Annotated in this window: 22 protein-coding genes and 1 rRNA gene; 12 read left to right on the top strand and 11 right to left on the bottom strand. The window is 36.8% G+C overall.

The window, feature by feature from the left end; translation table 11 throughout:
• Positions 1-47: 47 nt before the first annotated feature.
• Positions 48-791, bottom strand: a complete 744-nt coding sequence (locus tag DN393_RS17760) for a DUF3298 and DUF4163 domain-containing protein (protein ID WP_064476312.1) — start codon at positions 789-791, stop codon at positions 48-50.
• A gap of 95 nt (positions 792-886) precedes the next feature.
• On the opposite strand from DN393_RS17760, the gene DN393_RS17755 reads away from it, so the two are divergent.
• Entirely contained in the window at positions 887-1,270 is a 384-nt protein-coding gene (locus tag DN393_RS17755) for a hotdog fold thioesterase (RefSeq protein WP_000520763.1), read from the top strand.
• Between the two features lie 38 nt (positions 1,271-1,308).
• Here DN393_RS17755 and DN393_RS17750 read toward each other — a convergent pair whose 3' ends face one another.
• Together DN393_RS17750 and DN393_RS17745 are read right to left on the bottom strand one after the other, a co-directional pair.
• A complete protein-coding gene (locus DN393_RS17750; protein ID WP_060488162.1) occupies positions 1,309-2,685 on the bottom strand; it encodes a glycine--tRNA ligase in 1,377 nt (458 codons plus the stop codon).
• A 344-nt stretch (positions 2,686-3,029) separates the two neighbouring features.
• On the bottom strand, positions 3,030-3,743 hold the full coding sequence (locus DN393_RS17745; RefSeq protein ID WP_064476313.1) for a DNA alkylation repair protein: 714 nt from the start codon (positions 3,741-3,743) through the stop codon (positions 3,030-3,032).
• A gap of 118 nt (positions 3,744-3,861) precedes the next feature.
• Here DN393_RS17745 and DN393_RS17740 point away from each other — a divergent pair, with 118 nt between their 5' ends.
• Positions 3,862-4,329 (top strand): hypothetical protein, encoded by a 468-nt coding sequence (locus DN393_RS17740; RefSeq protein ID WP_088046868.1) that lies wholly within the window; start codon positions 3,862-3,864, stop codon positions 4,327-4,329.
• Between the two features lie 110 nt (positions 4,330-4,439).
• Here DN393_RS17740 and DN393_RS17735 read toward each other — a convergent pair whose 3' ends face one another.
• Positions 4,440-5,765, bottom strand: coding sequence for an ArsB/NhaD family transporter (locus DN393_RS17735; RefSeq protein WP_000545212.1), 1,326 nt, complete (start codon positions 5,763-5,765; stop codon positions 4,440-4,442).
• Between the two features lie 289 nt (positions 5,766-6,054).
• Here DN393_RS17735 and kapD point away from each other — a divergent pair, with 289 nt between their 5' ends.
• A complete protein-coding gene (gene kapD, locus DN393_RS17730; protein ID WP_064476315.1) occupies positions 6,055-6,678 on the top strand; it encodes a 3'-5' exonuclease KapD in 624 nt (207 codons plus the stop codon).
• A gap of 43 nt (positions 6,679-6,721) precedes the next feature.
• Here kapD and kapB read toward each other — a convergent pair whose 3' ends face one another.
• The gene (gene kapB, locus DN393_RS17725; RefSeq protein ID WP_001209345.1) at positions 6,722-7,105 is read right to left on the bottom strand and encodes a kinase-associated lipoprotein KapB; all 384 of its coding nucleotides are present in this window, start codon (positions 7,103-7,105) and stop codon (positions 6,722-6,724) included.
• A gap of 164 nt (positions 7,106-7,269) precedes the next feature.
• Between kapB and DN393_RS31620 the strand changes: the two genes are divergently transcribed.
• Together DN393_RS31620 and sodC are read left to right on the top strand one after the other, a co-directional pair.
• The gene (locus DN393_RS31620; protein WP_000982763.1) at positions 7,270-7,446 is read left to right on the top strand and encodes a hypothetical protein; all 177 of its coding nucleotides are present in this window, start codon (positions 7,270-7,272) and stop codon (positions 7,444-7,446) included.
• A gap of 68 nt (positions 7,447-7,514) precedes the next feature.
• Positions 7,515-8,054: a superoxide dismutase [Cu-Zn] gene (sodC, locus tag DN393_RS17720; RefSeq protein WP_064476316.1), complete on the top strand. Its 540-nt coding sequence runs from the start codon at positions 7,515-7,517 to the stop codon at positions 8,052-8,054.
• 95 nt (positions 8,055-8,149) lie between these two features.
• Here sodC and DN393_RS17715 read toward each other — a convergent pair whose 3' ends face one another.
• On the bottom strand, positions 8,150-9,304 hold the full coding sequence (locus DN393_RS17715; protein ID WP_001175862.1) for a MalY/PatB family protein: 1,155 nt from the start codon (positions 9,302-9,304) through the stop codon (positions 8,150-8,152).
• 117 nt (positions 9,305-9,421) lie between these two features.
• On the opposite strand from DN393_RS17715, the gene DN393_RS17710 reads away from it, so the two are divergent.
• The gene (locus tag DN393_RS17710; RefSeq protein ID WP_000537644.1) at positions 9,422-9,673 is read left to right on the top strand and encodes a YugE family protein; all 252 of its coding nucleotides are present in this window, start codon (positions 9,422-9,424) and stop codon (positions 9,671-9,673) included.
• A gap of 29 nt (positions 9,674-9,702) precedes the next feature.
• On the opposite strand, the gene DN393_RS17705 is transcribed toward DN393_RS17710, so the two are convergent.
• Both DN393_RS17705 and DN393_RS17700 read right to left on the bottom strand, forming a co-directional pair.
• A complete protein-coding gene (locus tag DN393_RS17705; RefSeq protein ID WP_001015206.1) occupies positions 9,703-10,542 on the bottom strand; it encodes an alpha/beta fold hydrolase in 840 nt (279 codons plus the stop codon).
• A 109-nt stretch (positions 10,543-10,651) separates the two neighbouring features.
• A complete protein-coding gene (locus DN393_RS17700) occupies positions 10,652-11,632 on the bottom strand; it encodes a 2-hydroxyacid dehydrogenase (RefSeq protein WP_098101649.1) in 981 nt (326 codons plus the stop codon).
• Between the two features lie 130 nt (positions 11,633-11,762).
• On the opposite strand from DN393_RS17700, the gene DN393_RS17695 reads away from it, so the two are divergent.
• From DN393_RS17695 to yugI, 3 genes are all read left to right on the top strand, one after another.
• Positions 11,763-12,260 (top strand): Lrp/AsnC family transcriptional regulator, encoded by a 498-nt coding sequence (locus DN393_RS17695; RefSeq protein ID WP_000255701.1) that lies wholly within the window; start codon positions 11,763-11,765, stop codon positions 12,258-12,260.
• Entirely contained in the window at positions 12,257-13,447 is a 1,191-nt protein-coding gene (locus tag DN393_RS17690) for an aminotransferase (RefSeq protein ID WP_064476319.1), read from the top strand. The genes DN393_RS17695 and DN393_RS17690 overlap by 4 nt, the downstream gene beginning before the upstream one ends.
• 252 nt (positions 13,448-13,699) lie before the next feature.
• A complete protein-coding gene (yugI, locus tag DN393_RS17685) occupies positions 13,700-14,044 on the top strand; it encodes a S1 domain-containing post-transcriptional regulator GSP13 (protein WP_000003765.1) in 345 nt (114 codons plus the stop codon).
• A 112-nt stretch (positions 14,045-14,156) separates the two neighbouring features.
• On the opposite strand, the gene DN393_RS17680 is transcribed toward yugI, so the two are convergent.
• Positions 14,157-14,390, bottom strand: a complete 234-nt coding sequence (locus DN393_RS17680; RefSeq protein ID WP_000105788.1) for a DUF378 domain-containing protein — start codon at positions 14,388-14,390, stop codon at positions 14,157-14,159.
• Between the two features lie 275 nt (positions 14,391-14,665).
• Between DN393_RS17680 and DN393_RS17670 the strand changes: the two genes are divergently transcribed.
• Positions 14,666-16,018, top strand: a complete 1,353-nt coding sequence (locus DN393_RS17670) for a glucose-6-phosphate isomerase (RefSeq protein ID WP_048561621.1) — start codon at positions 14,666-14,668, stop codon at positions 16,016-16,018.
• Positions 16,019-16,125: 107 nt separating this feature from the next.
• On the top strand, positions 16,126-16,539 hold the full coding sequence (locus DN393_RS17665) for a YugN-like family protein (protein WP_064476320.1): 414 nt from the start codon (positions 16,126-16,128) through the stop codon (positions 16,537-16,539).
• Here the strand turns inward: DN393_RS17665 and DN393_RS17660 are convergent.
• Both DN393_RS17660 and DN393_RS17655 read right to left on the bottom strand, forming a co-directional pair.
• The gene (locus DN393_RS17660; RefSeq protein ID WP_064476321.1) at positions 16,526-17,521 is read right to left on the bottom strand and encodes a potassium channel family protein; all 996 of its coding nucleotides are present in this window, start codon (positions 17,519-17,521) and stop codon (positions 16,526-16,528) included. The genes DN393_RS17665 and DN393_RS17660 overlap by 14 nt on opposite strands.
• A gap of 94 nt (positions 17,522-17,615) precedes the next feature.
• On the bottom strand, positions 17,616-18,296 hold the full coding sequence (locus DN393_RS17655) for an MgtC/SapB family protein (protein WP_000384161.1): 681 nt from the start codon (positions 18,294-18,296) through the stop codon (positions 17,616-17,618).
• A gap of 405 nt (positions 18,297-18,701) precedes the next feature.
• Here DN393_RS17655 and DN393_RS17650 point away from each other — a divergent pair.
• Positions 18,702-18,813: ribosomal RNA gene (locus DN393_RS17650) — 16S ribosomal RNA — on the top strand; the annotation flags it as partial.

Below are 18,813 nucleotides of genomic sequence, written 5' to 3'. Positions count from 1 at the left end.
GTTAACCTCCTGTTGTTTTTAGGTTAACATTATCGTAGCGAAAATATTTACTTGTTGTCAATCAAAATATTTTGATAAGAAGGCTTCAAATACTCTCTTAGCAACGTATACGGAATACGGAATTGAGGAATTCCGCTTGAATAAGGAGCAATCTCATATAAAGGGAAATAAATGACGAGGTTGTCCGGTTCTAAAAAGAAGTGAAACTTTTTCGTGCTCATGACCTTTTCAGTTGCATCGGGAAAATAAATGCCTTCATTTTGTTTAATTTGTCTTACGATCTCAGCGCGGATTACTTCTTTATATGTATCTTTTTGTTGAAATAAATCATCTAAGCGTAGTAACTTTTTTTCGTTTAAATCAAATGTGTTTGCCTTCCACGTATAAAGACCGTGTGCTCCGCCTGTATATTGATAGTAATTCAAATATAGGCTGAGAAACGGTGGTTTATTCAGGGAGACTTTATAATCAACATTCGCCACGTACGGATGAAATGGTGTACTAGATCCTTCTGTTTCTTTATAATATTTTTTTGCGTCTTTTTCTAATTTTGTTTTAAATTTATCGGTAGATTTTTTGTAATAGAAATTGAGCTTATTTTGAAATTTAGAATCGGAAAAATTGTGAAAAGAAGGTCTGTTAATTTGATATTCTATATAAGGTTTCTTACCTTTTTGTGTTACAGTCTGAACATCGATTGTCAAGTTGGATGCTTTGGCTGCTAGTGCACAATTTGGTACAATAGACAGCAAGGAGAACATAAGCAGTAATATACAAAATTTCTGTTTCATTTAGGTGAAACCTCCTTATATAAGTGTTATAAGTAGTTTGAAAATAAATAGGTAAAATTATACATTCAATTAAAGTAAGAGAAGGAGGAAACGATATGGGAAAAACTTTAATGGATTCACTTGGAATTGAGTTGTTAGAGATGACAGAAGATAAGGTGGTTGCTACGATGCCTGTTGATGAGCGTACGCATCAGCCGTTTGGTTTTTTACACGGCGGTGCATCTCTTGCATTAGCGGAAACAGTAGCAAGTGTTGGTTCATACAATTTAATTGATCAAGAGAAATGTATTTGTTTCGGTCTAGAAATTAATGCAAATCACATTCGCTCAAAGAAAGATGGAATTGTAACAGCGATCGGGACACCGATACATAGAGGACATTCAACGATGGTTTGGGATGTGCGTATTATTGATGAAAATGATGATTTACTATGCATATCAAGATGTACAGTAGCAATTAAAGAAAAACGTGAAAAGTAAAAAGAGGCGGCTCAATAGAGCGCCTCTTTTTCTTATAATTAGAACTGGATTTTCTTCTCTAAGAAACCTTTTAGTTCGCTAATTGGCATACGAACTTGTTCCATTGTGTCACGGTCACGTACTGTAACAGCTTTGTCTTCAACTGAGTCGAAGTCGTAAGTGATACAGAATGGTGTACCGATTTCGTCTTGACGACGGTAACGTTTACCGATAGAACCAGTTTCGTCAAAGTCTACCATGAAGTCTTTAGCTAGTTCTGCGAATACTTCAGTAGCACCTTCAGATAGCTTTTTAGATAATGGTAAGATAGCTGCTTTGTATGGTGCTAAAGCAGGGTGGAAACGAAGAACTGTACGAGAATCGTTTTCTAATTGCTCTTCTTCATATGCATCACATAAGAATGCTAATGTTACGCGGTCAGCACCTAAAGATGGCTCGATGCAGTACGGTACGTAACGCTCATTCGTTTGTGGATCGATATAGTTAAAGTCTTCATTAGAGTGTTCCATGTGACGTTTTAAATCGAAGTCTGTACGAGATGCAACGCCCCATAGTTCGCCCCAACCGAATGGGAATCTGAATTCAATATCAGTTGTTGCGTTACTGTAGTGAGATAATTCCTCTTCACCGTGGTCACGAAGACGCATGCTTTCTTCAGTCATACCAAGTGAAAGTAACCAGTTCTTACAAGTTTCACGCCAGAATGCGAACCACTCTAAATCTTCACCAGGCTTACAGAAGAATTCAAGTTCCATTTGTTCGAATTCACGTGTACGGAATGTGAAGTTACCAGGCGTGATTTCGTTACGGAAGCTCTTACCGATTTGGCCAATACCAAATGGAAGCTTTTTACGCATAGAGCGTTGTACGTTTTTGAAGTTTACGAAAATACCTTGTGCTGTTTCAGGACGAAGGAAGATTTCGTTCGTGCTAGACTCTGTAACACCTTGGAATGTTTTGAACATTAAGTTGAACTGACGGATTTCAGTGAATTCTTGGCTACCACAATCAGGACATTTTACTTCATGTTCTTTCATTAAATCAGCCATTTGGTCGAAAGTAAGACCATCAACAACCATTTCGATGCCTTTTGCATCTAATGCATCTTCAATTAATTTGTCGGCACGGTGACGCGCTTTACATTTTTTACAGTCGATCATTGGATCGTTGAAGTTACCAACGTGACCAGAAGCGATCCAAGTTTTTGGGTTCATTAAAATAGCTGCGTCTAAACCAACGTTATGTGGAGATTCTTGAATGAATTTTTTCCACCAAGCTTTTTTAACGTTATTTTTTAATTCGATTCCAAGTGGACCGTAATCCCAAGTGTTTGCAAGACCACCGTAAATTTCAGAACCAGGGAAAACAAAACCGCGATGTTTCGCTAAGTTTACAACTTGTTCCATTGAATACATAATAAAATCCTCCTTTTGAAAGTTAACGTATTGGCGATGACGTGCTCAGATACTAGTGAAACGAGCGGTATATGCTTTGAAAACATAAAAAAACGCTCATCCCAAGGCTTAATTGCCTAGGGACGAGCGTTTGCCCGCGGTTCCACCCTAGTTGATACACAACAGGTGCATCCACTTTATCACGTATTGCTCGGGACTGCCGTTTCCTTGCGGTTTCAGGCTTTCACTATCCCTGAATCGCTTTTGTGCAAGTACTTATAAGTCCGTCATCGCTACTTATATTAATAATAATGAACATATTCTAACACGTTCTTTTTTAAATCTCAATAGAGGAACGCGTCTATCTATGATAGAGTCTCGCCTATTTTTTCGTTATTTATTCCGTAATTTTGTTTAATGTGCTTAATTGCTTCACGTTTACTAAGCGAGGCAAGCTCGTTATTTTGCACGTATTCCCAAACGACATCGGGCTTCGTTTTTGCATATTCGCGAAGGACCCAGCCGATTGCTTTTTGAATGAAAAATTCTTTTGAAGAATGTAGTTGTCCAATAATCCAGAAAAGAAGTTCTTCATCCATCTTTTGTTTATATTTTAGCTGGAATAAAATAGCGGCGCGTTGTAACCATATGTTATCTGATGCAATCCATTTTGGAATATAGGCGGAAATTAATTCCGGATGTTTTAAAAAGATATTCCCTAAAAATGTAGGAACGATGCTATCGACAGAATCCCACCAAGATTTTGTTACAATGAGTTCTTCTAAAAACGGGATATGCGTTTCGTTTATATGCTTTTTATATTTTTGCATAATATCGAGTGCGGCCGCTTGAAATTCACGTTCTGGTAAATCCCAAAGCTCACGTACGATAACTTGGAAATCTTTTTGATCTGGGAGAGTATGTATTTGGATGACGTCTTTCAATAGTTGTCTTCTTTCAGGTGTTTGAATACCGAGAAATGGGAAGTGATTTTTCATATAACGTGCCATCGGTTCCGCTTTTTCAAGGTTTTTATGAGCTATGAAATGCTCTTGTAATGCTTGTACAAATGGATGCATAAGTGCGTTCTCCTTTCTTATTACCTTTCTCATACCATTATACAGAGAGTTTGGATAAATTTTAAAACATAACTTGTAAAGTAATGAAATATGTTGAAAGTAGAGAGGAGAGGATAAGATGGAAGATCAAGGCGTACTAGCAGGTTTCTTTGCTCTTAGTTTTGCGTTTATTCTTGTTATATTGATTTGGGCAATTATTGCGTATTTATTAACGGCTTTTGCACTGTATACGATGGCGAAAAATGATGGTGCAACGGATGGTGCTCTTGCGTTTATTCCTTTTTTAAATAGTAAGATATGGGGGGATTTAGCGAAAGACAAATTACCGGATTTCTTAAAAGAAGAAGCAGGATGGAAAGTATTCGGCATATATGTCGCGTGTTTCATTTTTAACTTCGTACCAATTCTATATTTATTAGCAACAGCTGTATCGATTGTGCTGTCTATTTATCTTATCTACGCAATTTTAGATAGATACGGAACGAATTCTATATTGTTTACGATTATTCATACAATCACATTTTCGGTTTTCTTACCGATTCACTTGTTCATTATTCGGAATGAGCCGGTAAGGTATAAAGAGTAGATATATGCGGGGAGCTGTTTCAAAGATATTTTGGAACAGCTCTTTGTTGGTTAATCGATATTTCGTTGACTAAGAAAAAAGGGCTGCCACATAGGACAGCCCTTTTTTTACTACATAAGGTAGCGTAAATAAATATAAATATGAGAAATGATTAATGAAACGATCATAATTGGGAAGCCGACTTTGAGGAATTCCATGTAGCTAAATTTATGGCCCTCACGACTTGCGATACCTGCAACAATTACGTTAGCAGAAGCTCCGATTAATGTTCCGTTTCCACCTAGACAAGCACCTAATGCTAATGCCCACCATAATACGTCGATTTGTGCGTCAGAAGGTGATAAACCTAGCCCAACTGCCATATCGTTAATAAGTGGGATCATTGTTGCAACGAATGGAATGTTATCAATTGTTGCAGAGGCGATACCAGATACCCATAAAATAAGGATAGATGCGTAAGAAACATCTCCGCCTGTTATTCCAATTACTTTTTGAGCTAACATTTTGATAAGGCCGATATCAATAAGTCCTCCAACAAGTACGAATAGTCCTGCGAAGAAGAAGATTGTTACCCACTCTACACTTGCGAATACCTCTTCAATTTCATGTTCTTTCACACCGATTAGCATAAGTACAGTAGCACCAGTTAAAGCGATGATAGCCGCATCAACATGGAAGATCGAATGAGTCATGAAACCTACGATTGTAAGTCCAAGTACTGTTAAAGATTTTTTCATTAATACTGGATCTTTAATGTATTGTTTTTCATCTAAACTCATTAATTTTTTAATTTGTACAGGATCAGCAATTAATTGTTTACGGTACATGAAGTAAAGTATTGTCGCTGTAACAGCAATAATAATGATTACGATAGGTGCTAAGTTGAATAAGAAAGCATTGAAATCTAAATGCTTATTTGCAGAACCAATCATAATATTTGGCGGATCACCAATTAATGTTGCTGTTCCTCCAATGTTTGAAAAAATAATTTCAGAAAGTAAATAAGGAACAGGATTTACTTGCAGTATGCGCGTAATAGATAAAGTAACTGGAACAACAAGAAGTACAGTTGTAACGTTATCTAAAAATGCGGAACCAAGCGCAGTAAGTAAGGAAAGTGAAATTAAAATTTTAATTGGATTTCCTTGCGCCCCTTTTGCTGCTTTAATGGCAACGTATTGGAAGACACCCGATTTACTCGTAATGTTCACCAGAATCATCATACCGATGAGTAGCGTAATCGTCCCCCATTCAATATGTTTCGTAAAGGCGTTGTGTAAATCAACGACCCCCATAATTACCATGAGTGCTGCACCAAGAAGTGCGATGACAGCGCGATTAATTTTTTCTGAAATAATAATGGCATATGTAATTAAAAAGACTGCGATAGCAAAATAATACTGCCAGTTTGCGAGCTCTTGCGTTGTTTCGTGCAAAACTCTCATCTCCTTTCATTCACTTTTCTTAGTGTGTCAAAAATGTTCCCAAAGAAACACACATAAAGTCATTATAAAGTAGAAAAATGGAGGATGTAAATGAGAGGGGGTATTTTGTCATATTTTCTGCATCGGTCATTTTTTCTTATTTTTAAAAATATTTGTGGGCATTTGACATATATATAAGATACATCCAATCTGAATATTTAAAATGGAATTAGCATTCGAGCTTGTTCGTGTAGGAGTGTTAAATAGAAAGGAATGACAAAGATGATAAGGAAGGGATCGTATGGATGAACAACGATTTTTATTTTTGGATTTTGAGTTTACGATGCCCCAGCACAGAAAAAAACCAAAAGGATTTTTCCCGGAAATCATTGAGGTAGGACTCGTTTCGGTTGTTGGCTGTAAGGTAGAAGACACGTATTCAGCTCATGTTAGGCCGAAAACTTTTCCTTCTTTAACGGATCGATGTAAGAAATTTTTAGGAATTAAACAAGAAGTCGTAGATAAAGGAATTTCGTTTCCAGAACTCGTTGAAAAACTTGCAGAATATGAAAGGAGATGTAAACCAACCATTGTTACGTGGGGAAATATGGATATGAAAGTGTTGAAGCATAATTGTGAAATGGCAAGAGTAGACTTTCCGTTCTTAGGACAGTGTCGTGATTTATCAATTGAGTATAAGAAGTTTTTTGGGGAGAGAAATCAAACTGGATTGTGGAAAGCAATTGAGGCATATGGAAAAGCAGGGACGGGTAAGCATCATTGTGCGCTAGATGATGCGATGACGACGTATAATATTTTTAAATTAGTAGAAAAAGATAAAGAGTATTTAGTGAAACCAGCACCCCCAACATTGGGAGAACTCGTTGATTTTTCAAAAGTGTTAAAGAAAGTGAGTACACAGTAACGACCAAATTGCACAGTATGTAATTTGGTCGTTTTGTTTTTTTTTAAAGTTTGTAATCTTTTTTTAATTGCTCTAATGTTTCTAGACTACGAACCGCAAAAGGTGAATCATCTTCAGAAAATGAATTCATTTGAGTTTCTAATGCTAATTTGAGTGACTCTGTATACTCTGGAATTTCTCCTTCATATTTCTTCACCATTTGCTCTGGAATGTTCGTCTGTTCCCGGAAAGCTAAAGCACGTCTTTCATGGAAAAATGGTACGTCAGCTTGTTTTACGTTATGTAAGTCACCTTGCACCGGATGTTTTAAAACAGCTAACACTTTTACGACGTAACTGCCAGGACGGCTATTTGTAACTTCGCCGATGTATTTGCCAGTTTTATAAATACCAGTAACGATTTCACCAATTTCAAATGTTTCTCTCATATTTTTCACCTCAAGTTTATAGTAAGGAAAGTGTGCGAAGGAGTCAAAGAAATCATTCGCTTTTGGAACGCCCCTTGAGAATATGAACTGGTTCAACTATAATTTAAAGGTATATAACAGAAAATTCTGATGTTTTTTGAATCCAATAATAAGGAGTGTTCGTTATGATGCCTTTATATTTTCCGGAAGATAAAACAGAATATATTATTCCAGGGATTGTTTGCGTTCTATTTATCATTGGTGCCGTTGCTACGTGGCGTATGTTCATTCGTGTATCAAAACGCGAAGCGGAGCGATTACAGAAAGTTGAAGAAAAACTTTTAGCGGAAAAGAAACAGTAACTCATTTTTGTATGTTTCCCTCTATGCTCGGACAATCTAAGGGCAGAATATATTTTGGAGGGAATAGAATGAAAAAACGGCTTTTTTTCAGTTGTTGTTTATTATTTCTGATGGCAGGTTGTGACCAAGGAAAGCCGAAAGAAATTGACGTGAAATTACATAATGCTTCAGGCGATGAAGTGGGGACTGCGAAAGTAAAGCAACAAACAAGCGGAGTGAAAATTACGATTAAAGGGGAAGGTTTTGCACCAGGCCCGCACGGCATACATGTACACGAAATTGGTGAGTGTAAAGCACCACGTTTTGAATCATCTGGCAATCATTTTAATCCTGATAATAAAAAACATGGACTTCTTAATCCGAAGGGTGCAGAAAACGGTGATTTACCGAACGTAATTGCAGACGGTTCTGGAAAGATCAAGGCAGAAATCGATGCGCCGCACATAACGCTTGAAGAAGGAAAAACAACGATTCATAGAAAAGATGGAGCGTCTATTATTATTACAGAAAACGCTGATGATGGTATGACACAACCAACAGGTAAATCAGGTGATCGAATTGCTTGTGGTGTCATTGTAAAAAAAGCATCGGATATGAAGAAAAAGTAAAAGCTACCGTGCATGGTAGCTTTTTTTGTGAAACGTAATTGAAAAGATATTGATAAAGGAGGTTGTCCCAAAACGATTGGAGGTCGCCTCCTTTCTTATTCTGAAAACGTATGGCGCAACCTATTTAAGATTTCTTCTAAAACAGATCTTGGACAGCCGATGTTAATTCGAATATGTTCTTCTCCGCCTAATCCGTATTTCTCACCAGGTTCAACGATGATTTTCCCTTTTTCCTCAAGCGATGTGGTGCGTTCGTTTTGAGAAAGCTGTAGGCGAGAGCAATCAATCCATAATAAAAAGCTACCTTCTGGTTTTGTTACAGAAAGAGCGGGTATGTGATTTTTAATATATTCACAAGCGAATTGAGCGTTATCTTCTATATATAATCGAATTTCATTTAGCCAATCATTACATTCTGTATAGGCACTTTGCATCGCTGTATAGGCAAATGTATTTAATCCGTGGAAACCTTGTCTATATTGGATAGATGTAAAGGTTTGACGGAGTTTTTCGTTTGGAATGATAATAATCGATGCTTGTAATCCGGCGATATTAAATGTTTTACTCGGAGCCATACAAGTAATCGTGCGTGCTGCTAATTCTTCAGATAAAGAAGCAAATGGTGTATGAGTACGATCTCCGTAAATAATATCGGCATGAATTTCATCTGCGACAACGATTACATTATATGTTGTACACAATGCGCCAAGTTGTGTGAGTTCATCTTTTGACCAAACACGCCCGATTGGATTGTGAGGACTACAAAGAAGCATGAGTTTGACGCCTTGTTGAAATTGCTTTTCTAAATGCTCGAAGTCTATCGCATATGTATCATTTTGTTTCTGTAATGGACTCACGCATAATTGTCTATTGTTTGTTGTAACCATTTCGAAAAATGGGGGATAAATAGGTGGTTGTACGAGAACGGATTCATTTTCCTTTGTGAAGGCCTGTATGCTCGTACTAAGAGCTGGAACGATCCCTGCGCTAAAGACAATCCAATCTTTTTGAATATCCCAGTTGTACTGTTTTTTTGTCCAGTTACAAATAGTATCTCCAATATTTTCGGGAGGAAGTGTATAGCCGAAAATAGGATGCTCGATACGTTTCTTTAAAGCAGTTTGAATTGGTTGTGGTACTTCAAAATCCATATCAGCTATCCAAGCGTGGATAAGTTCTTCGTTTTTATACGTATCCCATTTTGTACTATGAGTTCCACGTCGATTGACTGTTTTATGAAATAGTTGCATAAGTTTGCCCCCTTCTTCTGTAAAACCGTTAAGTTATGAAAGTTCTCTCTCTTCTTATAGAATAGCTGATGTGATAGGATAAAGAAAAGCATTAAAAAGTGAAAAGGCGGGAAGCGAATGGGTACATATGAAAAGATGATAGAGGTTGTGAAGAATTGGGATCCGTTTCAAATGGGACCGGAGTTTTATGAAACAGAAGCGAGCGATGTTGTGAACGTCGTAAGTGTGTTCGACGATTCAAAATACATCGCAAAAAAGATTCAACATATATACTTTATGTCTTTTGAGGAAGTACCTGCGCTTGAAAAATGTGAGAAGTTAGCTGTGGAATTACTTGTAATAAAAGAAGGCGGAAGTTGTTCATTGTAGGCTGTCGGAATTTCCGACAGCCTTTTGCATTATTGCGCGGAAAACGCAATGATTTCTTCATAAACATGTTCAGGCTTTTCTTCAGGTAGTAAATGTCCTGTGTTTTCGTAAGAAATAAATTTCGAATTTGGTAAATCTTTGTGTAGCCGATGACCTACATGTACAGGGACGACACGATCTTTTTCACCCCAAATGAGTAGTGTAGGTGTTTCGATCTTTTGTAATTCAGTTGAAGATAAGTCACCTTCACGGTCTCTTATCATACGAGTTAAAGCAGGGAATATACGGTTGTCATAAAAAGGAGCGGAGTAACCTTCCTTCATTTCATCGTCAATTAATGAGTGATCATGAACGACATTCATTAAGTTATGAACAATCCCGCGCCGTATAATCCAGTTCTTTACGTATAAATGAAAGAACGGTAAGTAAGAAGAGTACAGTAAAGGTAAGGTTGCGCGTGCTAAATAGCTAGAGCTACATAGTAAAATCGTCTTTGAGATTAATTCAGGGCGTATACGGTTTACATAGAGAGAAATTTGTCCACCCATAGAATGCCCAACTAACACAATATTTGAGAGAGATAAATGTTCAATTAAATCGATGATAACCGTTGCTAAATTATGATAAGAATACTTAAAGAGATGAGACTTATCACTTTTTCCGAATGGTGGTAAATCAAGAGCTAGTACTGTTCCTGCTTTCGATAATAAAGGAATGAGGCGGCGGTAACTGAATGAGGAAGATAAAAAGCCGTGAACGAGTACGAAAGTAGGACGTTCCGTTTTGTTGTCATGTTCATACAATTCGTAATGAATAGTAGTGCCGCGAGTGGAAAAAGTGAAATAAGGACAAGTATATTCGTGATTCATTTTTTGTCACTCCATTGATTTTTGTTCATATCATTTCCAAGGAAGAAAAAAATATGTTAACAAAAAAAGGCAAGATGACGATGTCATCTTGCCTTTCGCTTATTTATTATTACCCACGAACAATATTAGGCGGTGTTTTTCCTTGTAATCCTGCAACTAAATTTTCAGCGGCTGTCATAGCCATTTGCTGCCTAGTCTTTAATGTTGCAGATCCGATGTGCGGTAAAGTCACAACATTTTGTAATGATAAGAGGGGATTATCTTTTTGAATTGGCTCTTGTGTAAAAGTATCGATGCCTGCTGCAAAGATTTTCTTTTCGGTTAACGCATGGATTAACGCTTCTTCATCTACTGTTTTCCCGCGAGAAGCATTAATAAAGATTGCTGTTTCTTTCATTAATGAAAATTCTTTTTCTCCGATAAGGTGATACGTTTCATCTGTTAATGGAGTAAGAAGAATAATAAAGTCAGACTGTTTGAGTAGCGTCTGTAAATCACAATATGTAGCATCAAATTTTTGTTCAGCTTCTTCTTTACGGCGACGGTTATAATAAAGAACATCCATATCAAATCCGAATTTCGCTCGTTTTGCAACGGCTTCTCCAATTCGCCCCATACCGATAATACCGATTGTACTATGGTGTACATCCAGCCCGAAGTGCTCTTTTCCAATTTCGGCGTTCCATTCACCATTTTTCACGTAGGAGTCGAGTTCACAGACGCGGCGACCAGCAGATAACATAAGAGCGAAAACAAGGTCAGCTACTGTATCATCTAATACATATGGTGTATTCGTTCCGATTACATTTCGCTTTTCCATCGCTTGTAAATCAAAATTATCGTAACCGACAGAAATGTTGCTTACTACTTTTAAGTTAGGAGCTACATTTAATAATTCTTCATTAATAGCAGATCCAAAATTTAATAATCCATCTTTATTTTGTATTTTCTCCAATAGGACATCACGAGGCACCTTCTCATTTTGCTCCCATTTTTCATAATCACAGTGTTCTAATAAATAGTTTTCTACAAATGTTGGAACTGGTTCAGCAATATAAACTTTTGGTTTCACGGTTCCATCCCCTTTCACTTTATCCTACGTTTTTTCACTGATTAAAGTTTCACTTTATTTTGACATAATTCACTAAAAAAATCTTCTTTTCAAACTGGAAAGGGTATTTGTATAATTTAGACACAACCGAAAAGGAAGGATGATTTATATGGTGACAGAAAAAGAATTAGAATTATTAGCTTGTCTTGAAAAAAGTAGTCGATTATCTGTAGATACATTAGCGAAGCTGTTAAATATAGAAGTAGAAGAAGTAAAGAAGATGGTTGAAAAATTAGAAGCGGAAAAGATTATTGTGGATTATGTAACACATATCGATTGGACGAAGGTAAAAGAACATACAGGTTTAACGGCGATGATCGATGTGAAAGTTACGCCAAAGCGCGGCGTTGGGTTCGATGCGGTTGCTGAACAAATTTATCGTTATTCAGAAGTGAAATCTGTGTATTTAATGTCAGGGACATACGATCTTTCTATTACATTAGAAGGAAAGACAATGGGAGAAGTAGCGATGTTTGTTTCTGAGAAATTAGCAACAATTGAATCTGTCGTTTCTACAACAACGCATTTCATTTTGAAAAAGTATAAACATGAGGGAATTATTTACGAAAAAAACGATGATGATAAGCGCATTGTGGTGACACCATGAAGCAATTTGAACTATCTAGAACGGCAGAATCTTTACAACCATCTGGTATTCGAAAGTTTTTCGATTTAGCAGCAAATATGAAAGGTGTTATTTCTCTTGGAGTAGGAGAGCCTGACTTTGTTACACCTTGGAATGTAAGGCAAGCATGCATCCGTTCTTTAGAACAAGGATATACGTCATATACAGCAAATGCAGGATTATTGGAACTTCGCCAAGAAATAGCAAAGTATCTAAAAAAACAATTTGCAGTATCCTATGATCCGAACGATGAAATCATTGTTACAGTTGGAGCGAGTCAGGCGTTAGATGTAGCGATGCGTGCCATTATAAATCCTGATGATGAAGTACTCATTATTGAACCAAGTTTCGTTTCTTATGCACCGCTTGTGACATTAGCTGGAGGAGTTCCGGTTCCTGTGGCAACGACTTTAGAAAACGAGTTTAAAGTACAACCAGAACAAATTGAAGCAGCTATTACAGCGAAAACAAAGGCAATTTTGCTTTGTTCACCAAATAACCCAACAGGTGCAATGTTAAATAAATCCGAGCTTGAAGAAATAGCAGTGATTGTTGAGAAGTACAATTTAATCGTATTATCTGATGAAATTTATGCAGAGCTTGTATACGACGAAGTATATACAAGTTTCGCGAGTATTAAAAATATGCGCGAGCATACAATTTTAATTTCCGGATTTTCAAAAGGGTTTGCGATGACAGGATGGCGCCTCGGTATGATTGCAGCTCCTGTTCAATTTTCGGAATTAATGCTCAAAATTCATCAATATTCCATGATGTGTGCACCGACAATGTCTCAGTTCGCAGCACTTGAAGCGTTACGCGCGGGGAATGATGAAGTAATTCGGATGAGAGATAGTTATAAGAAACGCCGTAATTTTATGACGACATCGTTTAATGAAATGGATTTAATGTGTCATGTGCCGGGCGGAGCATTTTATGTCTTTCCTTCTATTTCTTCAACTGGACTATCTTCGGCAGAATTTGCAGAACAGTTATTATTAGAAGAAAAGGTGGCTGTTGTACCTGGAAGTGTATTTGGCGAAAGTGGTGAAGGATTTATTCGTTGTTCGTATGCAACATCGCTTGAACAACTTATGGAAGCAATGAAGAGAATGGAACGGTTTATAGAAAATAAAAAAAGGACAAAACATAATACGTTTTGTCCATAAAAGGGGGGGAATACTAGAAAGCCATGTGTTAGTATTCTATCCCAATATTAGAAAATTATACGTACTCTAGGAAATTTTTCGTTAATTTTGAATGAGTTCTGTCATAGTGGTATAATTTACTAATATAAGGTATGCGTATCCTGAGTAGCTTTACTTAGGGTACGTACTAACTAATCGGATATTTAACAATAAATCATCTGCTTTGCTATCTACAATTGTAGAGAAAATGGTAAACGTATGGGAGTGTTTCATATGTCAGAACAATATACAACTGGAGTGGTTGTAACAGGGAAAGTGACTGGGATTCAAGATTACGGAGCATTTGTAGCGTTAGATGCAGAAACACAAGGGCTTGTGCATATATCTGAAATTACAAATGGATATGTAAAGGATATTCATGACTTTTTAAAAGTCGGCGATACAGTAGAAGTAAAAGTACTTTCAATTGATGAAGAACACAGAAAAATGAGTTTATCGTTAAAAGCGGCGAAAAGAAAACAAGGACGGATTCTTATACCGAATCCATCTGAGAATGGATTTAATACGCTGCGAGAAAAGCTAACGGAATGGATTGAAGAATCCGAGTTAACAAAGTAAAAGAGGAGCGCATATGAGCGTTCCTCTTTTACTTTGTTTTATGATATATATTTGCAAATATGATTGCATGCAATCATATTCGTATGTCGGAGGTGAAATAAAGACATACTGACTAGCGAATTTCGTTCGTTTCTGGGTGAGTGCCAAGATTTTCTGATGGTTTAAAGAGTAAACCAAGATTGATAAGCCCAGAAATACCGACGATACCGTAAATAATGCGTGCGAGAGCTGAGTTTTGTCCACCGAAAATGGCAGCCACTAAGTCAAACTGGAAGAACCCGATCAGTCCCCAGTTAACAGCACCAATTACAGTAAAGACTAATGCGATACGTTGCAGAGTACTCATGAAAAAGCCCCCCCTTAATTGTGAAGCATGAGCAAGCGATGAGTTAATTAACTCCTTTATAGAATGGCGTAGTTATGTTGTTTTTATACATAAAAAATATAAGAAAAAGGATGTATATACATCTATACCGAAAAATGCGAATTTTTATGCAAAAAATGAACTTTTTCTAAAAAATATATTTTGGTTACGGTTACAATTGTTGAATCGCTTGATTTACAACTTCAGTTTCGCTAAAGTGAATACAGAAATACATATACATTATTGGAGGGAAAAAGATGAGTACACATGTAACGTTCGACTATTCTAAAGCGTTATCCTTCATCGGTGAACACGAAATAACTTATTTACGTGATGCAGTGAAAGTAACACATCATGCAATCCACGAAAAAACTGGAGCTGGGAACGATTTCCTTGGGTGGGTAGACCTTCCGCTTCAATATGACAAAGAAGAATTCGCTCGCATTCAAAAATGCGCAGAAAAAATTAAAAATGACTCTGACATTTTACTTGTTGTAGGTATCGGTGGTTCTTACCTAGGAGCACGTGCAGCAATCGAAATGTTAAACCATTCTTTCTACAACACGCTATCTAAAGAACAACGTAAAACTCCACAAGTGCTATTTGTTGGACAAAACATTAGCTCCACTTACATGAAAGATTTAATGGACGTATTAGAAGGTAAAGACTTCTCTATTAACGTTATTTCCAAATCAGGTACAACAACAGAGCCGGCACTAGCATTCCGTATTTTCCGTAAGTTATTAGAAGAAAAGTATGGAAAAGAAGAAGCTCGCAAACGTATTTATGCAACGACGGATAAAGCACGTGGTGCATTAAAAACATTAGCTGATAACGAAGGTTACGAAACATTCGTTATTCCAGATGATGTTGGAGGCCGTTTCTCTGTATTAACGCCAGTTGGTTTATTACCAATCGCAGTAAGTGGCTTAAATATTGAGGAGATGATGAAAGGTGCAGCTGCTGGTCATGGTGACTTCGGTACATCAGAACTAGAAGAAAACCCAGCTTACCAATACGCAGTAGTTCGTAACGCTTTATACAATAAAGGAAAAACAATTGAAATGCTTGTTAACTATGAGCCAGCACTTCAATACTTCTCTGAGTGGTGGAAACAGTTATTTGGTGAAAGTGAAGGAAAAGATCAAAAAGGCATTTTCCCATCTTCAGCAAACTTCTCAACTGACTTACACTCATTAGGTCAATACGTTCAAGAAGGTCGTCGTGACTTATTTGAAACAGTTCTGAAAGTAGGTAAATCTACACATGAACTAACAATTGAATCAGAAGAAAACGATTTAGATGGATTAAACTACCTTGCTGGTGAAACTGTAGACTTCGTAAACACGAAAGCATACGAAGGTACATTACTTGCACATAGCGATGGTGGCGTACCAAACTTAATCGTAAATATCCCTGAATTAAATGAGTACACATTCGGTTACCTTGTATACTTCTTCGAAAAGGCATGTGCGATGAGCGGCTACTTATTAGGCGTAAATCCATTCGACCAACCAGGAGTAGAAGCATACAAGAAAAACATGTTTGCTTTACTTGGTAAACCAGGATTTGAAGAGTTAAAAGCAGAATTAGAAGAGCGTTTAAAATAATAAAAAGCGACCGGATTCCGGTCGCTTTTTATTATTTTATCGAAAAGTCCATCGGTATATTCAAACTAGAGTGGGTATGCTAAAGAAAAAGTCTAGGAGGGATGGGCTTGATTCCGATTCAATCAAATTTAGAAGGACGTACATATGCGTTATATAAGTTAGAAGAGATAATGAAGCCACTTGGGTATAACATTGGTGGCAATTGGGATTACGATACAGGATGTTTTGATTACAAAATCGATGAAGAAGATGGCTATCAATTTCTGCGAGTGCCATTTACAGCAGTGAATGGCGAATTAGATGTGCCTGGTGTAATAGTCCGTCTGGAAACACCGTATATTCTTTCGCACGTATATCAAGACGAACTAGATGATCACGTAAATACTTTAACGGCTGGAACGAGTGGAATGGATCAATTTGCTGAGCCGAAAGATCCAGATGGAGATGTGAAAAGGAAATATATCAATATTGGGAAAGTGCTCATGCAGGAACTAGAAAAACATTTTCTTAATGGTGAATAACAATGAGTATGTCGCTTTCAATGAGAACAAAGGAATGGACTGGATTAATCATATATTGTTCGTCGCGTTTTATACCTAGTAAGAGAATGTTTTGCTTTAAAAGAGTGTAGCTGCAATTTGCAAAAGTTTGTCCGGTGCAGGAAGGATAAAGCTCCATCAGTTGTAATTTGTTATCAGAGATTTCATCGTAAAGTGAGAATAGTACACCTGAAATGGAAGGAAATAAAAGAGAAGCTGTAAATACATAGCTCGTTAATTTATTTCCTTCTATAATTTCTGATGCACCAGCTCTCGTTGCATTTTGAATTTGTTCAGTAGTAAGAAGTTCAGCGATGCAGTGAATGTTTGGGTTGAGCCCTTTTGCAGTTAAAATATTTAAAATGGACTGTGTATCTGCTAAGCTTTCATTTTTTTCTTTATCAGCTGTTATTAATATAGTGTGAGCCGTTGTAATATTAGCTTTTAATAAAGTTTGATCGTGATGGGGGCAACCCTTAATAAATTCTAAATGATGAAATGGTTTTGGAAGTAAAGAAAGTGTTTCATCAATTAAAACGATATCAAGGTTCGGTTGTAAGATGTGCATTTGTTTTACAACATGTTTTGCCCGCTCATTCCAACCCACGATAATCATATGACCGTTAGAGGTAGCGGCTTCTTCTCCTTTAATTTTCATATATTGTTTATTAATCATATCAGTGGCGAACAGAACCATATAATAAGAACAAAAACCGGTTCCAAATAAAATAATACCCATACCGATAAGTTTGCCTATTAGTGTATGCGGGGCAAAGTCACCATAGCCAACGGTGAAAATGGTAACGATTGACCACCAAACACCATCAAACCATGTGGTGAAGTGCGATGGCTCTAATCTATGTATAAGGAAGCCAGAAAAAGCAGTAAGTACAACAATAAAGCAAACTAAACGAAAAATAATGGAATCACGAAATGTATCTACTAAATTTGGACGGGATTTCAAACTTTTATTCCTCCTTACTTTGCAGGACTACATTCATTGTTACCATTATAGAAAAAAGAAAAACTCTCTAATTTAAAAGAGAGTTTGTTTTACATTACATACTTTCTAATTCAGTTTGTTGAACACTTTCAAGATGCTGGAGGGCGTAGTAAACATCAGCAGTATGCCTTTTTTGATCGATAGATAATTTCAAATGTAAATAGTGAGAGCCATTCTCCAATGTTTTGAGCTTCATATTCTTAACTTTTATATCCATTTCTTTTATTTCTTCAATTACAATTGGGATATTGTCCATATTTCGCACAACAAGCTTTACTGCGATATCACGTTGACGAAATGATCTCGGTCCTACAAATTTCATTGTTAATGGTATAAGTTCGACGCTAATCATAAGGAAACACATTCCGAAAATCGCTTCGATATAGAATCCAGCCCCAACAGCAATACCAATACCAGAAGCACCCCAAATCATAGCAGCAGTCGTTAGTCCTGCAATGCTATCGTTTCCTCTTCGTAAAATAACACCGGCACCTAAAAAACCGATTCCTGATACAATTTGAGCGGCAAGTCGAAGTGGATCCATATTCATATGATCGGTATGTGGTAAATTGTAAGCCGCTTTAATAGAAACAATTGTCAGGAGGCAACTAATAATAGAAATAACTAAACAAGTTTTTAAACCAAGTGGTTTCCGTTTTAATTCGCGCTCTAAACCGATAGCGAACCCTAAAATAGCCGAGAGACCTAGTTTGATTAATAAATCGGCATAGTCCATATATATTCCTCCTTGTATGATATGGTATATGAATAAAACGTTTATTATAGAAAGAAACGCTTTTTGATAGAGTGACTTTATATAGAATATATGTAGGAATTATTTATACATGAAAGAGATATTTCGTTTAAGTATATGATATTAAAAAAGAAATGTGGGTGGTTTTAAAAAAAGTTTATAAAAGGTGTTGCATTTCATTTTTCACCATGATATATTAATAACCGTCGCTGATGCGGAAACGCAGAAAACGACAAAAAAGAAATTAAAAAACTTAGTTGACATCGAAAAACGAAGATGTTAACATAAGGAAGTCGCAAATGAGCGACCAAGTAGTTCTTTGAAAACTGAACGAAACAAACAACGTGAAACGTCAATTTTTATTTTTAGATGCTAGACAAACTAACTTTATTGGAGAGTTTGATCCTGGCTCAGGATGAACGCTGGCGGCGTGCCTAATACATGCAAGTCGAGCGAATGGATTAAGAGCTTGCTCTTATGAAGTTAGCGGCGGACGGGT

The organism is Bacillus sp. BPN334 (genome assembly GCF_008368885.1).
GTDB classification, from domain to species: domain Bacteria; phylum Bacillota; class Bacilli; order Bacillales; family Bacillaceae_G; genus Bacillus_A; species Bacillus_A wiedmannii.
Note: the sequence above shows the minus strand (reverse complement) of the source record. Positions and strands in the feature narration are given on the sequence as shown.

Coding starts and splice junctions, on each gene's coding strand:
- DN393_RS17760 (WP_064476312.1), bottom strand. CDS start 791: ATGAAACAGAAATTTTGTATATTACTGCTTATGTTCTCCTTGCTGTCT.
- DN393_RS17755 (WP_000520763.1), top strand. CDS start 887: ATGGGAAAAACTTTAATGGATTCACTTGGAATTGAGTTGTTAGAGATG.
- DN393_RS17750 (WP_060488162.1), bottom strand. CDS start 2,685: ATGTATTCAATGGAACAAGTTGTAAACTTAGCGAAACATCGCGGTTTT.
- DN393_RS17745 (WP_064476313.1), bottom strand. CDS start 3,743: ATGCATCCATTTGTACAAGCATTACAAGAGCATTTCATAGCTCATAAA.
- DN393_RS17740 (WP_088046868.1), top strand. CDS start 3,862: ATGGAAGATCAAGGCGTACTAGCAGGTTTCTTTGCTCTTAGTTTTGCG.
- kapD (WP_064476315.1), top strand. CDS start 6,055: ATGGATGAACAACGATTTTTATTTTTGGATTTTGAGTTTACGATGCCC.
- kapB (WP_001209345.1), bottom strand. CDS start 7,105: ATGAGAGAAACATTTGAAATTGGTGAAATCGTTACTGGTATTTATAAA.
- DN393_RS31620 (WP_000982763.1), top strand. CDS start 7,270: ATGATGCCTTTATATTTTCCGGAAGATAAAACAGAATATATTATTCCA.
- sodC (WP_064476316.1), top strand. CDS start 7,515: ATGAAAAAACGGCTTTTTTTCAGTTGTTGTTTATTATTTCTGATGGCA.
- DN393_RS17715 (WP_001175862.1), bottom strand. CDS start 9,304: ATGCAACTATTTCATAAAACAGTCAATCGACGTGGAACTCATAGTACA.
- DN393_RS17710 (WP_000537644.1), top strand. CDS start 9,422: ATGGGTACATATGAAAAGATGATAGAGGTTGTGAAGAATTGGGATCCG.
- DN393_RS17705 (WP_001015206.1), bottom strand. CDS start 10,542: ATGAATCACGAATATACTTGTCCTTATTTCACTTTTTCCACTCGCGGC.
- DN393_RS17695 (WP_000255701.1), top strand. CDS start 11,763: ATGGTGACAGAAAAAGAATTAGAATTATTAGCTTGTCTTGAAAAAAGT.
- DN393_RS17690 (WP_064476319.1), top strand. CDS start 12,257: ATGAAGCAATTTGAACTATCTAGAACGGCAGAATCTTTACAACCATCT.
- yugI (WP_000003765.1), top strand. CDS start 13,700: ATGTCAGAACAATATACAACTGGAGTGGTTGTAACAGGGAAAGTGACT.
- DN393_RS17680 (WP_000105788.1), bottom strand. CDS start 14,390: ATGAGTACTCTGCAACGTATCGCATTAGTCTTTACTGTAATTGGTGCT.
- DN393_RS17670 (WP_048561621.1), top strand. CDS start 14,666: ATGAGTACACATGTAACGTTCGACTATTCTAAAGCGTTATCCTTCATC.
- DN393_RS17655 (WP_000384161.1), bottom strand. CDS start 18,296: ATGGACTATGCCGATTTATTAATCAAACTAGGTCTCTCGGCTATTTTA.